Source organism: Methylophilus sp., from assembly GCF_052173275.1.
In the GTDB taxonomy this organism is placed as follows: Bacteria; Pseudomonadota; Gammaproteobacteria; order Burkholderiales; family Methylophilaceae; genus Methylophilus.
The window spans coordinates 672,361-689,949 of the sequence record NZ_JBQMUL010000002.1 but is presented as its reverse complement, the minus strand read 5'-3'; the positions used below and the strand labels follow the sequence as shown (position 1 = coordinate 689,949).

At 51.6% G+C, this 17,589-nt stretch carries 17 protein-coding genes and 1 riboswitch; of the genes, 12 read left to right on the top strand and 5 right to left on the bottom strand.

Annotated elements, in window-relative coordinates:
• The first annotated feature begins 14 nt into the window (after positions 1-14).
• Positions 15-1,187, top strand: a complete 1,173-nt coding sequence (locus ACTS9Y_RS04880; protein ID WP_442584855.1) for a diguanylate cyclase — start codon at positions 15-17, stop codon at positions 1,185-1,187.
• A 452-nt stretch (positions 1,188-1,639) separates the two neighbouring features.
• Positions 1,640-2,647, top strand: coding sequence for a trypsin-like peptidase domain-containing protein (locus tag ACTS9Y_RS04875; RefSeq protein ID WP_442584854.1), 1,008 nt, complete (start codon positions 1,640-1,642; stop codon positions 2,645-2,647).
• 129 nt (positions 2,648-2,776) lie between these two features.
• Here the strand turns inward: ACTS9Y_RS04875 and ACTS9Y_RS04870 are convergent, their stop codons facing one another.
• Positions 2,777-2,926, bottom strand: coding sequence for a hypothetical protein (locus ACTS9Y_RS04870; protein WP_442584853.1), 150 nt, complete (start codon positions 2,924-2,926; stop codon positions 2,777-2,779).
• Positions 2,927-3,224: 298 nt separating this feature from the next.
• A riboswitch (S-adenosyl-L-homocysteine riboswitch) is annotated at positions 3,225-3,307 on the top strand.
• A gap of 93 nt (positions 3,308-3,400) precedes the next feature.
• Here ACTS9Y_RS04870 and ahcY point away from each other — a divergent pair.
• From ahcY to metF, 3 genes are all read left to right on the top strand, one after another.
• Positions 3,401-4,810 (top strand): adenosylhomocysteinase, encoded by a 1,410-nt coding sequence (ahcY, locus tag ACTS9Y_RS04865; RefSeq protein WP_442584852.1) that lies wholly within the window; start codon positions 3,401-3,403, stop codon positions 4,808-4,810.
• Between the two features lie 121 nt (positions 4,811-4,931).
• Positions 4,932-5,282, top strand: a complete 351-nt coding sequence (locus ACTS9Y_RS04860) for a phage holin family protein (RefSeq protein ID WP_442584851.1) — start codon at positions 4,932-4,934, stop codon at positions 5,280-5,282.
• A gap of 42 nt (positions 5,283-5,324) precedes the next feature.
• The gene (gene metF, locus ACTS9Y_RS04855; RefSeq protein ID WP_442584850.1) at positions 5,325-6,152 is read left to right on the top strand and encodes a methylenetetrahydrofolate reductase [NAD(P)H]; all 828 of its coding nucleotides are present in this window, start codon (positions 5,325-5,327) and stop codon (positions 6,150-6,152) included.
• 67 nt (positions 6,153-6,219) lie between these two features.
• On the opposite strand, the gene ACTS9Y_RS04850 is transcribed toward metF, so the two are convergent.
• Genes ACTS9Y_RS04850 through ACTS9Y_RS04840 form a run of 3 tightly spaced genes read right to left on the bottom strand, consistent with a single transcriptional unit; the run spans position 6,220 to position 8,941 of the window.
• The gene (locus tag ACTS9Y_RS04850) at positions 6,220-6,687 is read right to left on the bottom strand and encodes a DUF494 family protein (protein WP_442584849.1); all 468 of its coding nucleotides are present in this window, start codon (positions 6,685-6,687) and stop codon (positions 6,220-6,222) included.
• Positions 6,688-6,736: 49 nt separating this feature from the next.
• Entirely contained in the window at positions 6,737-7,897 is a 1,161-nt protein-coding gene (dprA, locus tag ACTS9Y_RS04845) for a DNA-processing protein DprA (protein ID WP_442584848.1), read from the bottom strand.
• 9 nt (positions 7,898-7,906) lie between these two features.
• The gene (locus ACTS9Y_RS04840; protein ID WP_442584847.1) at positions 7,907-8,941 is read right to left on the bottom strand and encodes a LysM peptidoglycan-binding domain-containing protein; all 1,035 of its coding nucleotides are present in this window, start codon (positions 8,939-8,941) and stop codon (positions 7,907-7,909) included.
• Between the two features lie 198 nt (positions 8,942-9,139).
• Between ACTS9Y_RS04840 and def the strand changes: the two genes are divergently transcribed.
• The 7 genes from def (at position 9,140) to ACTS9Y_RS04805 (ending at position 17,023) form a co-directional block, all read left to right on the top strand.
• On the top strand, positions 9,140-9,655 hold the full coding sequence (gene def, locus ACTS9Y_RS04835; protein WP_442584846.1) for a peptide deformylase: 516 nt from the start codon (positions 9,140-9,142) through the stop codon (positions 9,653-9,655).
• A gap of 16 nt (positions 9,656-9,671) precedes the next feature.
• A complete protein-coding gene (gene fmt / locus ACTS9Y_RS04830; RefSeq protein WP_442584845.1) occupies positions 9,672-10,598 on the top strand; it encodes a methionyl-tRNA formyltransferase in 927 nt (308 codons plus the stop codon).
• A 120-nt stretch (positions 10,599-10,718) separates the two neighbouring features.
• Complete coding sequence (gene htpX / locus ACTS9Y_RS04825) at positions 10,719-11,591, top strand: zinc metalloprotease HtpX (protein WP_442584844.1); 873 nt, start codon at positions 10,719-10,721, stop codon at positions 11,589-11,591.
• Between the two features lie 150 nt (positions 11,592-11,741).
• Positions 11,742-13,031 (top strand): 16S rRNA (cytosine(967)-C(5))-methyltransferase RsmB, encoded by a 1,290-nt coding sequence (rsmB, locus tag ACTS9Y_RS04820; RefSeq protein WP_442584843.1) that lies wholly within the window; start codon positions 11,742-11,744, stop codon positions 13,029-13,031.
• Positions 13,032-13,053: 22 nt separating this feature from the next.
• Positions 13,054-13,581 (top strand): DUF4390 domain-containing protein, encoded by a 528-nt coding sequence (locus tag ACTS9Y_RS04815; protein WP_442586899.1) that lies wholly within the window; start codon positions 13,054-13,056, stop codon positions 13,579-13,581.
• A gap of 3 nt (positions 13,582-13,584) precedes the next feature.
• A complete protein-coding gene (locus ACTS9Y_RS04810; RefSeq protein WP_442584842.1) occupies positions 13,585-15,747 on the top strand; it encodes an ATP-binding protein in 2,163 nt (720 codons plus the stop codon).
• A 13-nt stretch (positions 15,748-15,760) separates the two neighbouring features.
• The gene (locus tag ACTS9Y_RS04805) at positions 15,761-17,023 is read left to right on the top strand and encodes a sigma-54-dependent transcriptional regulator (RefSeq protein WP_442584841.1); all 1,263 of its coding nucleotides are present in this window, start codon (positions 15,761-15,763) and stop codon (positions 17,021-17,023) included.
• Positions 17,024-17,080: 57 nt separating this feature from the next.
• Here ACTS9Y_RS04805 and ACTS9Y_RS04800 read toward each other — a convergent pair whose 3' ends face one another.
• Positions 17,081-17,461, bottom strand: a complete 381-nt coding sequence (locus ACTS9Y_RS04800; protein WP_442584840.1) for a DoxX family membrane protein — start codon at positions 17,459-17,461, stop codon at positions 17,081-17,083.
• Positions 17,462-17,589: the final 128 nt, after the last annotated feature.

Genomic DNA, 17,589 nt, shown 5'->3' with positions numbered 1-17,589 from the left:
CGATGGAATAAAGCATGAAAAGACAGCGCAAAAAAGCGGTGCTATATATCCTTGTTGCCGGATTTTTGATTGCCTTTATTGGCGCGCTGTTATTCCTGTGGATTTATTTTTCCAGCATGCGCGAAATGCACCAGACCACGCGCAATCTATACGAGCAGCCATTTGCGGTTTCCAATGCCGCGCTGGAATTAAAAGCCGATCTATACCAGATACGCAGCAGCCTGCTTTATGCCACGCTGATCCAGGCCGATGCGAGCGCCATGGGTGAAACCATCACGTTTATTGAAACCCGCGAGCGGCTGGCAGAAGAAAAGATGGCGATCATGCAGCACAGCTATTCCGGTGATCCGCAGCAAGTCGTCAATCTGCAGCAAAAGTGGCAAACGCTGAACCAGGTGCGCGACCTCATTCTGCAAAAGCTGGAAGATGCCAGGTTTAAAGAAGCCAACCGCCTGATAGAAACCGACTGGACCACCCGCTTTTCAGAAGTAGCACGACTGAACGAATCTATCTACGCCTACGCTAATCAGCGCGCCAATCAATATGTGGAAGAAAGCCAGCAGCGGCTGCAACGCCATACCAAAGCCGGGTTGATTTACGCCGCTTTATTGCTGACGCTGTTTTTAGGGGTGAGCGTGTTCGTGGTCTGGCGCATCTACCAGTTGCATATCGAGGCGGATAAATTTGCGTTCACTGATTTTTTGACCGGCATTGCCAACCGCCGTCATTTCATGCACGAGCTCGAATCCGAAATCCGGCGCAGCCAGCGCTATGAGGCGCCATTTTCATTTGCCATGGTCGATATCGATCATTTCAAGAAGATCAATGACAAACATGGCCATCATGCAGGTGATCTGGTGTTGCAGAACTTCTGTCTCAGGTGCGTTAATGCCTTGCGTACCAACGATATGGTCGGCAGGCTGGGCGGAGAAGAGTTCGGTATCCTCATGCCAATGACGGATCTGCACGAAGCCGCGCGTGTCATAGAACGCCTGCGCTCCGAGATCGACCATAGCGTGCTGATTGAAAATGGCGAGAAGATCCACTACACCGCTTCGTTCGGGCTGGTTTCTACTTCACAACTGAGTGATCAGCAAGGTCTGGCGCATATGATGCGTATGGCCGATAGCGCGCTTTACAGCGCCAAACAGCAAGGCCGCAACCGGGTATTTATTGCCAATCATTAGCGCGGCTTCTCCGGCGTATTTCAAACGTTGGTCTTATCCTCACAGCCGCATTTTAAATGCGGCTTTTTTCATGTGACTGGATGCATTCACCGTATCCAGATTTCAAGCAAGCAGATACCGAATGTTTGAAGAAAAAGGCGATGTACACACATTGTGCATGGCCTTATTTTCACGCACATAAATGGTGCGTATCTGGCTATTTCCATCTTTAAATCGCGATGATTTAAATCTTGATTCTTCTGTTTTATAAAGTCATTCTTATCAATCTGGCTGGTGTATAAATCATTCAAGTAATTGATTATTAATAATTAATTATTTTCCCCAAAAAACTCTAACGCAAAGATTGTGCTGCTTTATTTGTGTGCATGACAGGTTGGAATGCATCTTGCTGAAATGCAAGTACAGGCTTTCCAACGACACACCAAATTTGCTGTAACGGATTGGAGCACAACATGACAAAGTTTTTGATTGGTTTACTGGTAGGGTGCTTGACTGCACCATTGATGGCCGAACCGTCCGGCGAGTTATTGCAATCGTTAAACAGTCGTGTGTTGCGTATCCAGGTCGGCCTCACCAACGGTCAATTCGGTTTGGGTTCCGGAGTCGTCGTGGCGGATAACCAGGTCGTGACTAACTGCCATGTGGTGGCCAATGCCAGCAGCATCAGCGTGTTGAGCGGTGGCGCTGTTTACCATGCGGTAGGCGTAAAGCCGGACTGGAAACACGATGTCTGCATGCTGCAAATGGAAGACTTGCCGCTGGCACCTGTCAAAATGAAATCCAGCAGCGAATTGAAATACGAACAACCGGTATTCACGATTGGTTATCCGAGCTTTGTGCCAGCACCAGTGACTACGCAAGGCGTGGTAAAAGGCTTATTCACCATGGATGATTCAGTCATCGTGCGTGCTACGCCCACTTTCAGGCAAGGTGCCAGCGGTGGTGGCTTGTTTGATGAGTCCGGTACGCTGGTGGGTCTGATCACGCTGAAAAGCCCGGGCAAGGATGCGTATTACTACTATATGTCTATAGACTGGGTGCAAGCCTTACTCAATAAGCCTGCTGGCCCGGTAGTAGTTAAAAGCGAGTTGCCATTCTGGGGTAAACCGGCTGCGCAATGGCCTAGCTTTATGAAAGTGGTTTTCCCTTATCTGCATAAAGACTGGAATGGTTTGAAAACAGTGGCGGCACAATGGGTGAAACAAGAGCCTGCCAGTACTGAAGCCTGGTTCTACCTGGCTGCCGCAGAGTATGAAACGCACGACCTGACACTGGCTGAGCAACATTTGCACCGCGTAGTGAGTATGAACGAGCAACATAGCCAGGCTTTTTACTACCTGGGTTTGATTGCAGAAGCCAATGGCAAACATAGCGAAGCACTGGCAAGTGTGGATGTGCTGAATCAACTGGACGCAGAAAAAGCGGCAGAACTGACAGTGGCGATGAGAACGCAACCTTAAGCAAGACTTCGCCGCGAGTCAAAAGGGTGACAGAAAACTTTGCCCTAAACCAAATAAAAAAAGCGCCTGATGGGCGCTTTTTTTGTTGCTTGCTATTAGTAGCTATTCATTCAAACCACTTCCAGTTATTTAAACCACTTCCAGATCCAGCTCTTCCACATGGTAGTAATGCTCATCATCCCAGACAGTGAAATCCTGTGCGGTGACGACGGCTTCGTGAAAGTGATGAAAGGTCGCGATGCAATGATTCTCTTCGTCCATGACCTGATACATTGACATAATTTCCCGCCTTTCCTGAGTGGTGAATAAAGTGATCAATCAATTTGAATACTGCAGTTGACACATCATGCCACGGTGTCAGCTAAATGATTTTATGGAGAAAAGAGGTCTATTGGTCTCAGTTTGCAATCATGCTCAATTGAGGCTTTCAATCATTCTGAAACCCTGTTGTACGCAGTGTGAAAGCAGGCGGGTATGCTTTGCTAAATGCATTATTTAGCCGTGGTTTACGGGTTTGTTTTAGCGATGATTCGAGGTGGTATTTTGTAAAATATGGCGGTTGGCGGTATAATTTCTGCCTTCTGAGGAACGCTGCGAGAGTTTTCAAACTCCCAGGCTCAGAGTGATAGCTGCAAAGCTTCTCAACTGCGTTCACTTTTCACTGTGCGAGCACGGAAAAAAGGTGAGCAAACGTTTCCACCGGTTCTTCATGAACTTTCCCTGCTCAGTTTTCATTTTTTTAGGACTTCAAACATGAATACTGTAGCTGATTTCAAAGATTACATTGTGGCGGATATGAACCTGGCTGGCTGGGGCCGCAAGGAAATCGCCATTGCTGAAACCGAGATGCCTGGCCTGATGGCGATCCGTGAAGAATACGCCGCGGTGCAACCACTGCGTGGCGCGCGCATCACCGGTTCCCTGCATATGACCATCCAAACTGCGGTGTTGATCGAAACACTGAAAGACCTGGGTGCTGATGTGCGTTGGGCTTCCTGCAATATTTTCTCTACCCAGGACCATGCGGCGGCTGCGATTGCTGCGACTGGCACGCCGGTGTTTGCCGTCAAAGGTGAAACACTGGAAGAGTACTGGGATTACACGCACCGCATTTTTGAATGGGCGGATGGCAGCTATTCCAACATGATCCTGGATGATGGCGGCGATGCGACGTTGCTGTTGCACCTGGGCGCGCGTGCAGAAAAAGATTTATCCGTGATTGGCAACCCGACTTCTGAAGAAGAAGTGTGTTTGTTTAACGCGATTAAAGCCAAACTGAAAACCGACCCGACCTGGTACTCCGTCCGCCTGAAAGAAATCAAGGGCGTGACTGAAGAAACCACCACTGGCGTACATCGTTTGTACCAGATGCACAAAGACGGTAAGCTGGCTTTCCCGGCGATTAACGTCAATGACTCTGTGACTAAATCCAAATTCGACAATCTGTACGGCTGTCGCGAATCACTCGTCGATGGTATCAAGCGCGCGACTGATGTGATGATTGCCGGCAAGATCGCTGTCGTGGCTGGTTACGGTGACGTGGGTAAAGGGTCTGCCCAGGCGCTGCGTGCGTTGTCTGCGCAAGTATGGGTGACTGAAATCGACCCTATTTGCGCCTTGCAGGCCGCCATGGAAGGCTACCGCGTAGTGACCATGGATTATGCGGCTGAGCATGCTGATATTTTCGTGACGGCGACCGGTAACTACCATGTGATCACACACGATCATATGGCGAAAATGAAAGACCAGGCGATTGTATGCAACATCGGCCATTTCGATAACGAGATCGATGTTGCCGGGATTGAAAAATACCAATGGGACGAAATCAAGCCACAAGTAGACCATGTGATTTTCCCGGATGGTAAACGCATCATCCTGCTGGCAAAAGGCCGCCTGGTGAACCTGGGTTGCGGTACTGGCCACCCAAGCTATGTGATGAGCTCCAGCTTTGCCAACCAGACCATTGCGCAGATCGAGCTGTTTACGCAAACCGGCAATTACCCGGTTGGCGTTTACACCTTGCCTAAACACCTGGACGAAAAAGTGGCTGTGCTGCAACTGAAAAAGCTCAATGCACAATTGACTGTTCTGTCGGATGCGCAAGCGGCCTATATCGGTGTGAGCAAGAACGGCCCTTACAAGCCCGATCATTACAGATATTAAATAGAGATATTAAACGTTGCGAGATACCAAGCTTTGCGTTTAGCCCGCGACTTTCGTCAGATGTCCTGGCGGAAGTTTCGGTGTACACTCTTCCTCAATCTAATGACAACGGGAGGGTGAAATGTTTAAGTTACTGATTGTTTGGGTATTGAACGCATTGGCTTTAATGGCAGTGGCTTACCTGGTGCCTGGCATTCATGTGGCCAACTTTACAGCTGCATTGATCGCCGCGCTGGTGATCGGGCTGGTCAATATACTGATAAAACCGCTGCTGGTATTGCTCACCCTGCCGATCACCCTGTTAACGCTGGGTTTGTTTATCCTGGTGATCAACGGGCTGTTGTTTTGGGCAGTCGGCAATTATCTGGATGGTTTTTCAGTCAGCTCCATCCTCATCGGTGTGATCGGGGCATTGGTCTACAGCGTGATCTCCGGGGTGCTGAGTGCGATCGTCCCGGATGGCAAAGACTAACAGGCTGGAAAGCGCAGCCTGCAATAGATAAAGATTAAACAAGTGAATAATAAAACTTCTTTCAGTTTTGAGTTTTTTCCGCCCAAGACAGCGGAAGGCATCGCCAATTTGCGGCAAGCACGCACGCAACTGGCGGAATTCTCGCCGGAATTCTTTTCGGTGACCTTTGGCGCGGGTGGTTCTACCCGCGACCGCACCATGGATACGGTCGTAGAAATCCAGGGTGAAGGCTCAGAGGCGGCACCGCATATCTCGTGTATCTCTTCGAGCAAGCAAGAGATTCGCGAGCTGTTGCAGGCGTATCAGGCCAAAGGCATCAAGCGTCTGGTGACCTTGCGCGGCGATATCCCTTCCGGTGAAGTCAGCGTGGGTGATTTTAAATACGCCAATGAGCTGGTGAGTTTTATCCGCGCCGAAACCGGCGACTGGTTCCACCTTGAAGTGGCGGCTTATCCGGAGTTTCACCCGGAAGCAGGCTCTGCACAAAAGGATCTGGAAAACTTCAAACGTAAAATCGATGCCGGCGCAGATTCCGCGATTACGCAGTATTTTTACAATGTGGATGCCTATTTCCGCTTTGTAGAGGCGGCGCAAACACTGGGGATCACCGCACCAATCATTCCGGGCATCATGCCGATCTACAATTACACGCAACTGGCGCGTTTTTCTAATGTGTGTGGGGCCGAAATCCCGCGCTGGTTAAGGATGCGCCTGGAAGCTTATGGGGATGACCTGGCGTCATTGCGGGCATTCGGGGTCGATGTGGTTGCTGATATTTGCAGAAAACTTTCCGAAGCAGGCATTGATAAAATGCATTTTTACACCTTGAACCAGGCGGGTATTATTGGCCAGATCATCCGGCAGCTTTAAGGTTTTCACAGGCAAAGGCAATAAAAAAGCGCGATTGATATCGCGCTTTTTTCTTTCTGTAACCTCATTACTGCAATGACAGCCCTTTCGGGTTGAACAAGGCGTCTTCCACAAACAGGTAATCCTGTTTACGGTTTTCATCCCACAGCACCATCATGGTGATCCAGCGGATATCTTCCATGCTCAGGGTTTCCTGCGGTAACACCATGCCACGGTCTATGATCAGGTCACGCTCGTAAGCCGTGATGATGTCACTTTGCTGCAATAGACAGAGAAAATTCAGGCTCTCGTCATTGATCTTGTCTCTCTCCATCTCGCAGAAAATACGCAGCGCAGACGGATCCTGCAAATATTGCGGTTGCTCCACAGAACGGCGCAGATCTTTGACCCAGTCAACTGCGTGTAAAATATCCTGATGGTTAAATCCTGCCTGGGACAGCTCATAGGCCATGATCGCTTCGTCGGTCTCTTTCAACTCGAACGCTTCATGTTTATCCCAATAGTTTTGATAAATAAATATCAATACTTCCAACATGCACATCTCCTCAAACATGCTATTCAATCACTAGCGCCACAGTGTGAGGTTAAGCCAGTCTCTGGAATTGTCCATTCGCGAGATGGCTGACTACACCTTCTAATTCAAGTAGTGTAAGCATGGTGGAAACTTCTCCAGGCGTCAAGCCTGAGCGGGCGGCGATCTGTTCGGCAAAGATAGGGTCAAATCCCATGCAGGCCAAGACTGGGCTTGCTTCGGAGGGTAAATTAGTCCAATTGGGCATTAGCCCGTTCGGGCTAACCGCCAGGCTGGTATCGGCCAGGCGGATATGGCGTAACTCGCTGAGGATATCCTCGGTAGATTCCACTAGTTTGGCGCCCTGTTTTATCAGGGCATGACAGCCCCTGGCAACTGGCGAATGGATAGAGCCTGGTACTGCAAATACTTCACGTCCTTGTTCGATCGCCAGTTTCGCGGTGATCAGCGAGCCGCTGTCGACATTGGCTTCTACTACCAGGCAGCCTTCGGACAAGCCGCTGATGATGCGGTTGCGCCTGGGGAAGTTATAGGAGATTGAAGGCGTGCCCAATGCGTATTCCGACAGCAGCAGCCCATGCTGGGCGATCTGGTGTGCCAGCGCTTTGTGCTTGGCCGGGTAAACGATATCCAGCCCGGTGCCGACCACGGCGATGGTGGCACCATCGGCTTTGAGCGCGCCTCTATGGGCCGCGCCATCAATGCCTAGTGCCAGGCCGCTGGCCACGGCAAACCCAGCACGGCATAAGCTTTCGGCAAAGTTTTCGGCAGTGGTTTCGCCCTGCGCAGTGGCATGCCGGCTACCGACTATCGCCACGCATGGCCGTTTCAGTATCTGCAGGTTGCCTTTGGCATACAGCACTGGCGGTGGCTGGTCGGTTTCCAGCAGGCGCTTTGGGTAATGCAGGTCTGCCAGGGTGATCAGGTGATTGTCGGGTTGCGTCAGCCAGTCCAGGGCTTTGGCGATATCTTTATGTTCCAGGGCGCGCTGAATGCCTTCAGCTACCTCTTTGCTGACCAGATCGCGCAGCGCCGTGTATGAAGCTGCCAGAATGGCTTCCGGCGTTTTAAATGCCAGTAGCAACTGGCATAAGGTGGTGCTGCCCAGCCCATCTACCAGGGTGAGCGATATCCATGGCGCATATTGTTCTGCAGCGGCGTTTGCCAAACCCGCAGCCGTCACTTCAACATTGTCTACATTACCATTGTCCATAAGCGGATATTACGGCGTACGCACAATATCTTCTACATGAACAGGTTGTGTCGCCTGCATGACCAATGCGTAAGACAATCTGGGGAAGGTTTTAAACACCATGACCAGACCCACTGGTTCATCTGGCAGTTGCAAGGTCACCGGATGCTTGGGGTCTGATGCAGGGTCTATCATACTGGCGCCTTTGCGCAGGATAGACAGCACATGCCCGCGCTCCAGTCCATCATTCGCGCCGCGATTCAATACCACCACGCGGCCTGAACCGGTTTCATTGATACCATCGCTGATGCGGGCGATCTGGCCGCGTAGCTGATTTTCAGGGGCGTGCGGTAGATAAGTCTGTGTCAGTTCATCTTCAACCGCAATCAGTTTGTCTTTTACTGCGATTTCTTCTTTGACCTGGCTGATATTCAGTGTCGCCGGTTGGCCGTCGCGCAGCAGCTTCGCTTCACCCAGGTAATGCGCTTCAATGCCGAGGATTTCTCCATTTTCAGGGTTCTTGACCGGTTCACCTTCACGGTAGATGGCCCAGATAGGCTGTGGCGTTTGCGGTAAGCCTTGCACGTAAATATGTGTGCCCGGGCTCAGGATCTCACGCTCCTCTTCGGCGGCGATAATCCGCGGCGCATTTTTCAGTTCATCGGCAGAGACCAGCATGGGTCTGGTTAAAAACGGCAATATGGCGTTCGGCTGTATGGTTGGTATCGCATCTGCCTTGATCGGCGTTACAATCACGCCAGGCTCCAGCGTGACAGATTCGCGTATCAATCTGAGCACTGGTTTGCCGCTGCTGGTATCCAGTACAATGACGTCACCAGGATAAATCCAGTGCGGATTTTTGATATGGTCACGGTTGATTTGCCAGATTTGTGGCCATTGCCAGGGATTTTTGAGAAACTTGGCCGAGATATCCCACAAAGTGTCGCCTTTGACGACCACATGGCGTTCAGGATGTTGCGGACGTAAAGTAATTTCATCTGCAAAAGCACACAAGCTGCTACAAGCCACGGCAAGCAAGGTTATAATTTGAACAATTTTGGTCATGTGACGTCTCTGTTATAGGCAGCACTTTGCATTTTTAGCCCCTAAAAATGAAGTACTTAGGTCAAGGCAACACGCATGTCTCAGTGTTATGCGCAATGCCGACCAATCTAGCATGGGTTTAAAGTTATTATCAAGATGAAAAAACAGGCGTTTTGCCCTGTTTTCGTTAAACACTTAGCATTGAAAGATTTGTAGAGCATGGCACTCCTTCCGATTTTGCAGTATCCGGACCCTCGCTTGCACACGGTTGCCAAACCCGTGAAGGTGTTTGATCACGCGTTGCAGCAATTGGTCGCCGATATGGCCGAAACCATGTATGACGCGCCTGGCATAGGCCTGGCGGCGACGCAGGTGGATCAGCATATCCAGTTGATTGTGATTGACCTGAGCAAGGAAAAAAACGACTTACTGGTGCTGATCAACCCGAAAATCATTGCCGAAGCCGGTCATCAGGATTATGAAGAAGGCTGCCTGTCAGTGCCTGGCATTTATGAGAACGTGACCCGCGCAGAATTCATCACTGTGGAAGCACAGGATGTTACCGGCAAAACCTACAGGCTGGATGCCGAGGGTTTGCTCAGTGTGTGTATCCAGCATGAGATGGATCATTTAAAAGGTAAAGTGTTTGTGGAATATCTTTCGCCGCTGAAACGCAATCGGATTCGCAGCAAGATGGTCAAGCACGCGCGCGAAATCGAGCGCAATAGTTATTAACAAGGCAGGGCGATAGATGCGGATTATTTATGCCGGGACACCGGAATTTGCGGTGCCTGCTTTACAGGGGCTGATAGCGGCCGGACACGAGATCGTTTTGGTGCTGACTCAGCCAGACCGGCCCTCGGGTCGTGGTATGCAACTGAAGGCCAGCCCGGTGAAGCAGCTAGCCTTGCAACATGGCTTGCAGGTGTTTCAGCCGGAAAGCTTAAAACCTGCCGAAGTGCAGGCCGAGATCGCAGCGACCAGCGCCGATGTGCTGATTGTCGCAGCTTATGGCCTCATCATCCCGACCGCCGTCCTCAATATTCCCCCGCGTGGCTGTTATAACATCCATGGTTCATTACTACCGCGCTGGCGCGGTGCGGCGCCTATCCATCGTGCGATCCTGGCGGGCGATAGTGAAACCGGCGTCACCATTATGGAAGTGGTGCCCAAGCTGGACGCTGGCAATATGATCAGCAAGTGGGCGGCACCGATTACCGAAGCAGACACTACGCAAACTTTGCATGATGCGATCAGCCGCGAGGGCGCGCGTCTGATGGTGGAAGCCATGCACACGCTAGAAACGAGTGGCCAGTTACCTTCTGAAGTGCAGGATGAGTCGCTGGTGACTTATGCCCACAAACTGGAGAAATCCGAATCCGCCATCGACTGGACGCAATCTGCAGTTCAGTTATCCCGGCAGGTGCGGGCGTTTAATCCTTTCCCGGTGGCGACTGCCAAATTTAAAGACCAGGTGTGCAAACTGTGGTTTGCCCAGGTGGCTCAAGAGGCTGGTGCGCATGCAGCAGGCACCATTGTGCAAATCCAACCCTTGCTGATTGCTTGTGGCGATGGTGTCTTAGAAATACATGAGCTGCAAATGCCAGGCGGCAAGCGGCAGACGGCGCAGCAGTTTGTCCATGGCCAGCATGTGCAGGTGGGTGACCGATTCTTGTAAAGCTGGCGCGGCGTTTTATCAGTGCCTGTCATGCTGTATTCATCTTCCGCAGTCACCATTGAAAAACGCACTTGCCTCCCCCATGTAGATGTGGCGTAAAAATGAAATGAAGGAATGTGAATGTTAGGTAACTGGACCAAAACTTTTGTGCTGATGGCGGCCATCACTGCCTTGTTTGTGGCTGTCGGTGGGGCGTTCGGCGGGCAGAGCGGCATGTTGATGGCGTTGTTGCTGGCTGGCGGCATGAACTTCTACGCCTACTGGTTTAGCGACCAGGCGGTGCTGAAAATGTATGGCGCCGTAGAAATCAACGCTGAAAACAATTACGGTAATAACCAGTTCAGAAACTATTTCAATATGGTCAAAGAGCTGGCGGAGCATGCGCAATTGCCCATGCCACGCGTATTCGTGATCAATGAAAGCCAGCCGAATGCATTTGCTACCGGCCGTAATCCTGAACATGCAGCCGTTGCAGCAACTACCGGCATCATGCAAATCCTGAGTGAGCGTGAACTGCGTGGCGTGATGGCGCATGAGCTGGCGCACGTGAAGAACCGCGACACGCTGATTTCTACCATGTCGGCCACCGTTGCCGGGGCGATTTCTGCCATTGCGCAATTTGGCATGCTGTTTGGCGGCGGCGGTAGGGACGGCGAAAACAGGCCTAACCCTATGCTGGGGATTTTGATGATCATAATGGCGCCGTTGGCGGCCAGCCTGATACAGATGGCGATTTCCCGCTCACGTGAATATGAAGCCGACCGTATGGGTGCGGATATCAGCCGTGACCCGAAAGCGTTGGCGAGTGCATTAGAAAAAATCCATAATTACGCCCATCAGATCCCTAACCTGACAGCGGAGCAGCATCCTGAGACTGGCCAGATGATGATCATCAATCCATTATCCGGTGCAGATTTTTCCGGCTTGTTCAGCACCCATCCTAAAACTGAAGAACGTGTCCGCCGTTTGCTGTCGCTGGCAAATCAATACTGATCATCAATATTGGGTATTTTAAAAGGCTTTCCACAGGAAAGCCTTTTTTATTGCGCCTGTCTTTATTGTTTAATATTGGCTAATTACAGTGTTTCTGCTGTGAAACAGGTGGCATCAAGTAAAATAGCATTTTTTAGCTAGAGTCTACCCGTGCAAGTTGCCCAGTTAATTGCCGCACACGCCGTTGCCGAAGCCTTGGCCGGCCACAACCTGACTGTTTCAATGCCCAGGGCATTGCGCAAAGTCAAAGCCGCCACGCCACAACAGCAGGCAGCGGCGCAGGATTATAGCTACCTCACTTTGCGCTTTTACGCGGAATCCGCAGCTTACCTGGCTGCGCTGACCCCCAAGCAGGTGTCGGACACTCGGGTAGAGGCGTTGTTGCTGATAGCCCTCTCGCAGTTGCTGCATGGTCAGGATGATGATTTCACAGTGGTCAACCAGGCCGTAGAGGCCGCAGGAAAAACTGGGCAGCGCTGGGCCAAAGGCCTGGTCAATGCCGTATTGCGTAACTTCCTGCGCCAGCGCGAAGCGTTGCAGGCGGAGGCCACACAAAGTGAAGAGGTGCAGTGGAACTACCCACAATGGTGGATAGACTTGCTCAAGCAGCAGTACCCTGAACACTGGCAATCGGTGCTGGCGATTGGTAATGCGCACCCGCCGATGACATTGCGCGTCAACGTGCGCAAAACCACCGTAGCCGCCTATTTACAGGCCCTGCAGGAGGCGGGCATTGCCGCCACCCATCTGGGGAGCGCAGCCATTCAGTTGCACCAACCACTGCCAGTGCACAAACTGCCCGGGTTTGAACAGGGCTGGGTCAGCGTGCAGGATGCAGGTGCGCAATGGGCAGCACCTCTGCTGGATGTTGCGCCAGGCATGCGTGTGCTGGATGCCTGCAGCGCGCCAGGCGGCAAGACTTGCCATGTGCTGGAATCCTGCGATGTGGAGTTGATCTCGCTGGATGTGGAGGCCGAGCGTTTGAAGCGTGTGAATGAAAATCTGCAACGGCTGGATTTAAACGCCAAGGTGATCACCGGCAACGCCGCGGCGGCTGACTGGTTTGATGGCCAGTTGTTTGACCGTATTCTGGCCGATGTGCCGTGCAGTGCTTCCGGCATCGTGCGGCGGCATGTGGATATGAAATGGTTGCGCAGACCTCAGGATTTAGCGACTTTTGCACACACTCAGCAGCAAATTTTATCTAATTTGTGGCAAATGCTGGCAAAAGGCGGTAAATTGCTTTATGTGACATGTTCGGTATTCCAACAAGAAAACGAAATGCAGATCCAGCAATTTTTAACTTCCCATGACGATGCGACCCGACTGCCCGTACAGTTCGATTCAGCCCTGTTGCCGTGCGAGCATGCGGCACCTGGGCAATTGCTGCCGGTGGCTGCCCATGACGGATTATTTTATGCGTTGTTGCAAAAGCATTAAATCCTGGGTCTTATTAGGTTTGATGCTTTTCGCTGCCTGGTCAGTGCTGGCCGGCGGTAACCATGCCCATATCAAAGTGGCCGAGCTGGTGTTACGCGATGACCTGTGGACGCTGGATGCGGAAATCGATATCCAGCTGGGGCATGCGCTGGAAGAAGCGCTGAACAAGGGCGTGACATTGAGCTTTTTATACGAGTTCCAGATCGTAAAACCGCTCAAATACTGGTTTGATGATGAAGTGGTGACTGAACGTCGCCAGGTCACCCTGAATTACCATGCGCTGACCAAACAATACATCCTGCATTATCCACAGCAACAAAAAGTATTCGATACCCTGAGTGACGCCAAGCAGGAACTGGCCATCATCCACGACTGGCGGTTGGCGCCACACGCGGTGCTGGAAAAAAACCAGTCCTATCATGCCGCCCTGAAAATGCATCTTGATACCAGCAAGCTGCCAAAAGCCTTGCAGGTGGATGCCATAGGCGAGAGCGATTGGGAGCTAGTCACGCCTACCTTTAGCTGGTGGGTGAAGGAAACCGTGCGCTAAGCTATGCGTTATGTCCTGATCCTGTCGATTACGCTGGCCGCAGGGCTTTTGTACCTGCTGTCACTTGCCAGTGCCAATACCGCCATCAGTGGTGATTATTACATCATCCTGCTCTACATCAATGCTGGCCTGGCCGTGCTGCTGCTGGGTGTCATTGGTTACCAGCTACGCCACCTGTACCGCACCACCAAATCCAAGCAGGTCGGCAGTAAACTCAATTTCAGGTTGCTGGTCACCTTTGCACTGATGGCGCTGATTCCCGGCATGATTGTCTACCTGGTCTCAGTCAACTTCCTCAGCCGCTCGATTGAATCCTGGTTCAACGTCAAGGTCGAATCGGCGCTGGATGGCGGCCTGAACCTTGGGCAGCGCGCACTGGATATCATGCTGTCCGAGCTAAAAGACAAAGCGCAGGGCATGACGGTGTCTTTGTCTCTGCAAACAGCCAAGTCCAATTATGCACAGCTGAACGATTTGCGTGAAAAAGCAGGTATCCAGGATGCTGCGCTACTCACGCCACAAGGCGCAATTCTGGCCGTCAGTAGTGCCGATCCTAGCAGTTTTCTGCCTGAATTACCTTCAGTGCCGCAACTGCGCCAGGCCAGGAGTGGTGTCTACGGCAAGATCGAACCTATTGTCGGCAAAGGCTTGTATATGCGGGTGCTGGTGCCGGTAGAGCCGCTGGGCATCATAGGCGAGGTGCGGGTTTTGCAACTGATGCAGCCGGTGCCCCGGGCACTGTCGGACACTGCAGAGTCGGTACAAGATGTTTACCGCGAATACCAGACACTGTCATACAGCCGTCAGTCGCTAAAAGATATTTTCATGCTGACGCTGACCATGATCCTGCTGCTCTCTATGCTGGGGGCGTTGATTATTGCGTTTGCGTTAAGCCGACGCATGGCGCAGCCGCTCACGGTGCTTGCCGAAGGCACAAGGTTGATCGCCAGTGGCGATTACTCACAACAATTACCTTCATTCGGCAAGGATGAACTCAGTGTGCTGGTGAAGTCGTTCAACAGTATGACGCGTCAGTTGCAGGAGGCCAAAAATGCTTCCGAACAAAGCCGCCAGCATGTGGAATCTGCGCGCGCTTACTTGGAAGCCATCCTGTCTCACCTGAGCTCAGGCGTGATGACGATTAACGAGCGCGCCGAATTGCGTGTCTATAACCTGGCGGCTACCAATATCCTGGGCATCTCGCTGGTCGGGTTTAAAAACAAGGTATTTACCGAGGTTGCCGCTGAGAATATCTATTTACGCCCATTTGTAGAAATTGTCATGCGCCATTATGATGAGACTTTGCAACTGGATCACCACGAACGGCACCTGACCAGCCAGATCGACATCGAGAGTGAACATGGCAAGCAGATCCTGATGTTGCGCGTAACTCGCCTGCCGGAGGGCGCCGGGCATGGGCTGGTGGTGGTGTTTGATGATGTGACCGTGATGGCACAGGCGCAACGGGATGCGGCCTGGGCAGAAGTGGCCAGAAGGCTGGCGCATGAGATCAAGAACCCGCTGACACCTATCCAGCTGTCTGCCGAGCGCTTGCAATTCAAGTTGCACGACAAGCTGGATAGCAAAGACGCCGAGATGCTGCTGAAATCGACCGACACCATTGTCAACCAGGTGCAGGCCATGAAGAACATGGTCAATGAGTTCAGCGAATATGCGAGGACACCGGCCGCACTGTTGGTTAAACTGGATTTAAATGCTTTAATCCGGGATGTCAGCCGGTTGTACAACGGGTCGACGGTCAAGTTGGAGCTGGTATTGCAGCAGCAATTACCAGAGGTACAAGCGGATGCGACCATGATGCGGCAGATCCTGCATAATTTATTGCAAAATGCACAGGATGCCATGAGCCAGGTCGAGCAACCACTGGTTGCCATCATGACCGATTTCGATGGCGAACGTGTAAAATTGTCTGTGACAGACAATGGCGGTGGTTTCCCTACCGAGGTGATGGCAAGGGTGTTTGAGCCCTATATCACGACCAAGTCACACGGAACCGGTTTAGGGTTGGCTATCGTAAAGAAAATGATAGAGGAGCAGCGTGGACAGATTCGCATAGACAATCTGCCACAAGGGGGCGCCAGCGTCACCATACACCTGCCTGTAGATAAACAACAACAGCGTCGGCGCGTAGAGCGCATCGTGTAAGGAAATACGATACATGGCATCCCGTAATATATTGGTGGTTGATGACGAAGTCGGCATACGCGAGTTGTTGAGCGACATCTTGCGCGATGAAGGGCATCAGGTCCGCCTGGCAGAAAATGCCCAATTGGCGCGCGAAGAGCGACTCAAGCAACGCCCTGATCTGGTGCTGCTCGATATCTGGATGCCGGACTGTGATGGCATCAGCCTGCTGAAAGAATGGGCGAATGCCGGCTTGCTGACCATGCCGGTCATCATGATGTCCGGCCACGGCACCATTGATACCGCCATTGAAGCGACCCGTCTGGGAGCTTTCGATTTCCTCGAGAAACCAATCGCACTGCAAAAACTGCTCAAAACAGTGGGCGCCGCCATCAAGCATACCGAGCACCTGGCCCACACCGAAATCAACCTTTCCAGTTTTGGTAAAAGCGCAGTCATTCAAGAGCTCAAGCAACGCCTGGAGCAACTTGCCCGCCATAAAAATACCTTATTCCTGATCGGTAAAAAGGGCGGCAGTGTCGCGCTGTGTGCCAAATTCCTGCGTCCGCAAAATACGCCATGGGTGTCGCTCACTGAATATGACAAACTGGTCTCGGCACCGATGGAAATACTCGAGCAGGCACGTGAAGGCGTGGTGTTTGTCGATGAAGTCACCCGCTTAGGCAAAACCGAGCAAAAAGGCCTGGGTTTACTAATCGCCAAATCAGAAAAATACGGTGTGCGTGTCATCTGTGGCAGTGAGTTCGGCTTGCCGCAACTCATCGAAAAAGCCATGCTGGAGCAATCCCTGTTGCAGACCCTGGCGGGGGCCGCAGTCAAAGTGCCTTGCCTGGACGAGCATAAAGAAGATATCCCCGACCTGGCCAACGCCATGGCCACCTTGATGGTGGAAGCCAGCAAGATTGACTACAAAGCTTTTGATGTGGCGGCGCTCAATGCACTGCGCAACGCAGACTGGCCTGGTGACCTCGATGAACTGGAATCGGTGGTGCAGAATCTGCTCATGACCAGCCTGGGGGGCAGTATTACGCAAGAAGATGTGCAGCGCGTGCTAAAGGATTTTCAGGGTCAGGTCACAGAATCAGCAGAACAGCATATGCCCTTGAACCTAGACCAGCCTTTGCGTGAAGCTAGGGATGAGTTTGAGCGTTTTTACTTTCAATACCATATGCGGCTGGTCAAAAACAATATGAGCCGCCTGTCTGATATTTCAGGGCTTGAGCGCACGCACTTATACCGTAAGCTCAAACAATTGGGCATCCGCATTAAAGGCTGATGCTTTAAAGCAAATAAAAAAGCCGGGGCAACCCGGCTTTTTCATTCCCAGAACAAACTATTTCTGACGGTTATCCAGGCTGTAGCCAGTTTGCGGGTAAAGACTAAGCAACCACATGCCACCGGCAATCCCCATATACGCAAAAAACGCATCCAGCGAAGCCTGGCTCAACACAATCGCCATAAACGCGGCCAGCACCCCCAGTACACGTGCACTGAGTTTAGTTTTAAAACCGACCAGCAAAGCTAAACCAAACACCAGTTGAATCAAGATCAGCAATGGCGCAAACACGGCAGGCAAGCCTAGCTGACCGAGCATAGCTTGATATTGCACATAACCCTCAGGCACAGAGGTAATGGCAATCAACTTCAAAATCACAATGCCAAAGAATACAAGCGCCAGAAGAACCCTGGCTGCAGCAGTTTGTAAAGGACACATCACTTTTCCTCAAATCCTGTTTTTATAAAGCGCTTATGATGCCCGTGCAGGCATGTAAATGCAATATTTCTGCCATATGAATATAGAAACAGGCTTGAGCTACCCGCGATGACCGCTATTGCCAGACG

Coding starts and splice junctions, on each gene's coding strand:
- ACTS9Y_RS04880 (WP_442584855.1), top strand. CDS start 15: ATGAAAAGACAGCGCAAAAAAGCGGTGCTATATATCCTTGTTGCCGGA.
- ahcY (WP_442584852.1), top strand. CDS start 3,401: ATGAATACTGTAGCTGATTTCAAAGATTACATTGTGGCGGATATGAAC.
- ACTS9Y_RS04870 (WP_442584853.1), bottom strand. CDS start 2,926: ATGTCAATGTATCAGGTCATGGACGAAGAGAATCATTGCATCGCGACC.
- ACTS9Y_RS04840 (WP_442584847.1), bottom strand. CDS start 8,941: ATGACCAAAATTGTTCAAATTATAACCTTGCTTGCCGTGGCTTGTAGC.
- def (WP_442584846.1), top strand. CDS start 9,140: ATGGCACTCCTTCCGATTTTGCAGTATCCGGACCCTCGCTTGCACACG.
- ACTS9Y_RS04810 (WP_442584842.1), top strand. CDS start 13,585: ATGCGTTATGTCCTGATCCTGTCGATTACGCTGGCCGCAGGGCTTTTG.
- ACTS9Y_RS04805 (WP_442584841.1), top strand. CDS start 15,761: ATGGCATCCCGTAATATATTGGTGGTTGATGACGAAGTCGGCATACGC.
- dprA (WP_442584848.1), bottom strand. CDS start 7,897: ATGGACAATGGTAATGTAGACAATGTTGAAGTGACGGCTGCGGGTTTG.
- ACTS9Y_RS04800 (WP_442584840.1), bottom strand. CDS start 17,461: ATGTGTCCTTTACAAACTGCTGCAGCCAGGGTTCTTCTGGCGCTTGTA.
- fmt (WP_442584845.1), top strand. CDS start 9,672: ATGCGGATTATTTATGCCGGGACACCGGAATTTGCGGTGCCTGCTTTA.
- ACTS9Y_RS04850 (WP_442584849.1), bottom strand. CDS start 6,687: ATGTTGGAAGTATTGATATTTATTTATCAAAACTATTGGGATAAACAT.
- ACTS9Y_RS04815 (WP_442586899.1), top strand. CDS start 13,054: ATGCTTTTCGCTGCCTGGTCAGTGCTGGCCGGCGGTAACCATGCCCAT.
- ACTS9Y_RS04875 (WP_442584854.1), top strand. CDS start 1,640: ATGACAAAGTTTTTGATTGGTTTACTGGTAGGGTGCTTGACTGCACCA.
- htpX (WP_442584844.1), top strand. CDS start 10,719: ATGTTAGGTAACTGGACCAAAACTTTTGTGCTGATGGCGGCCATCACT.
- ACTS9Y_RS04860 (WP_442584851.1), top strand. CDS start 4,932: ATGTTTAAGTTACTGATTGTTTGGGTATTGAACGCATTGGCTTTAATG.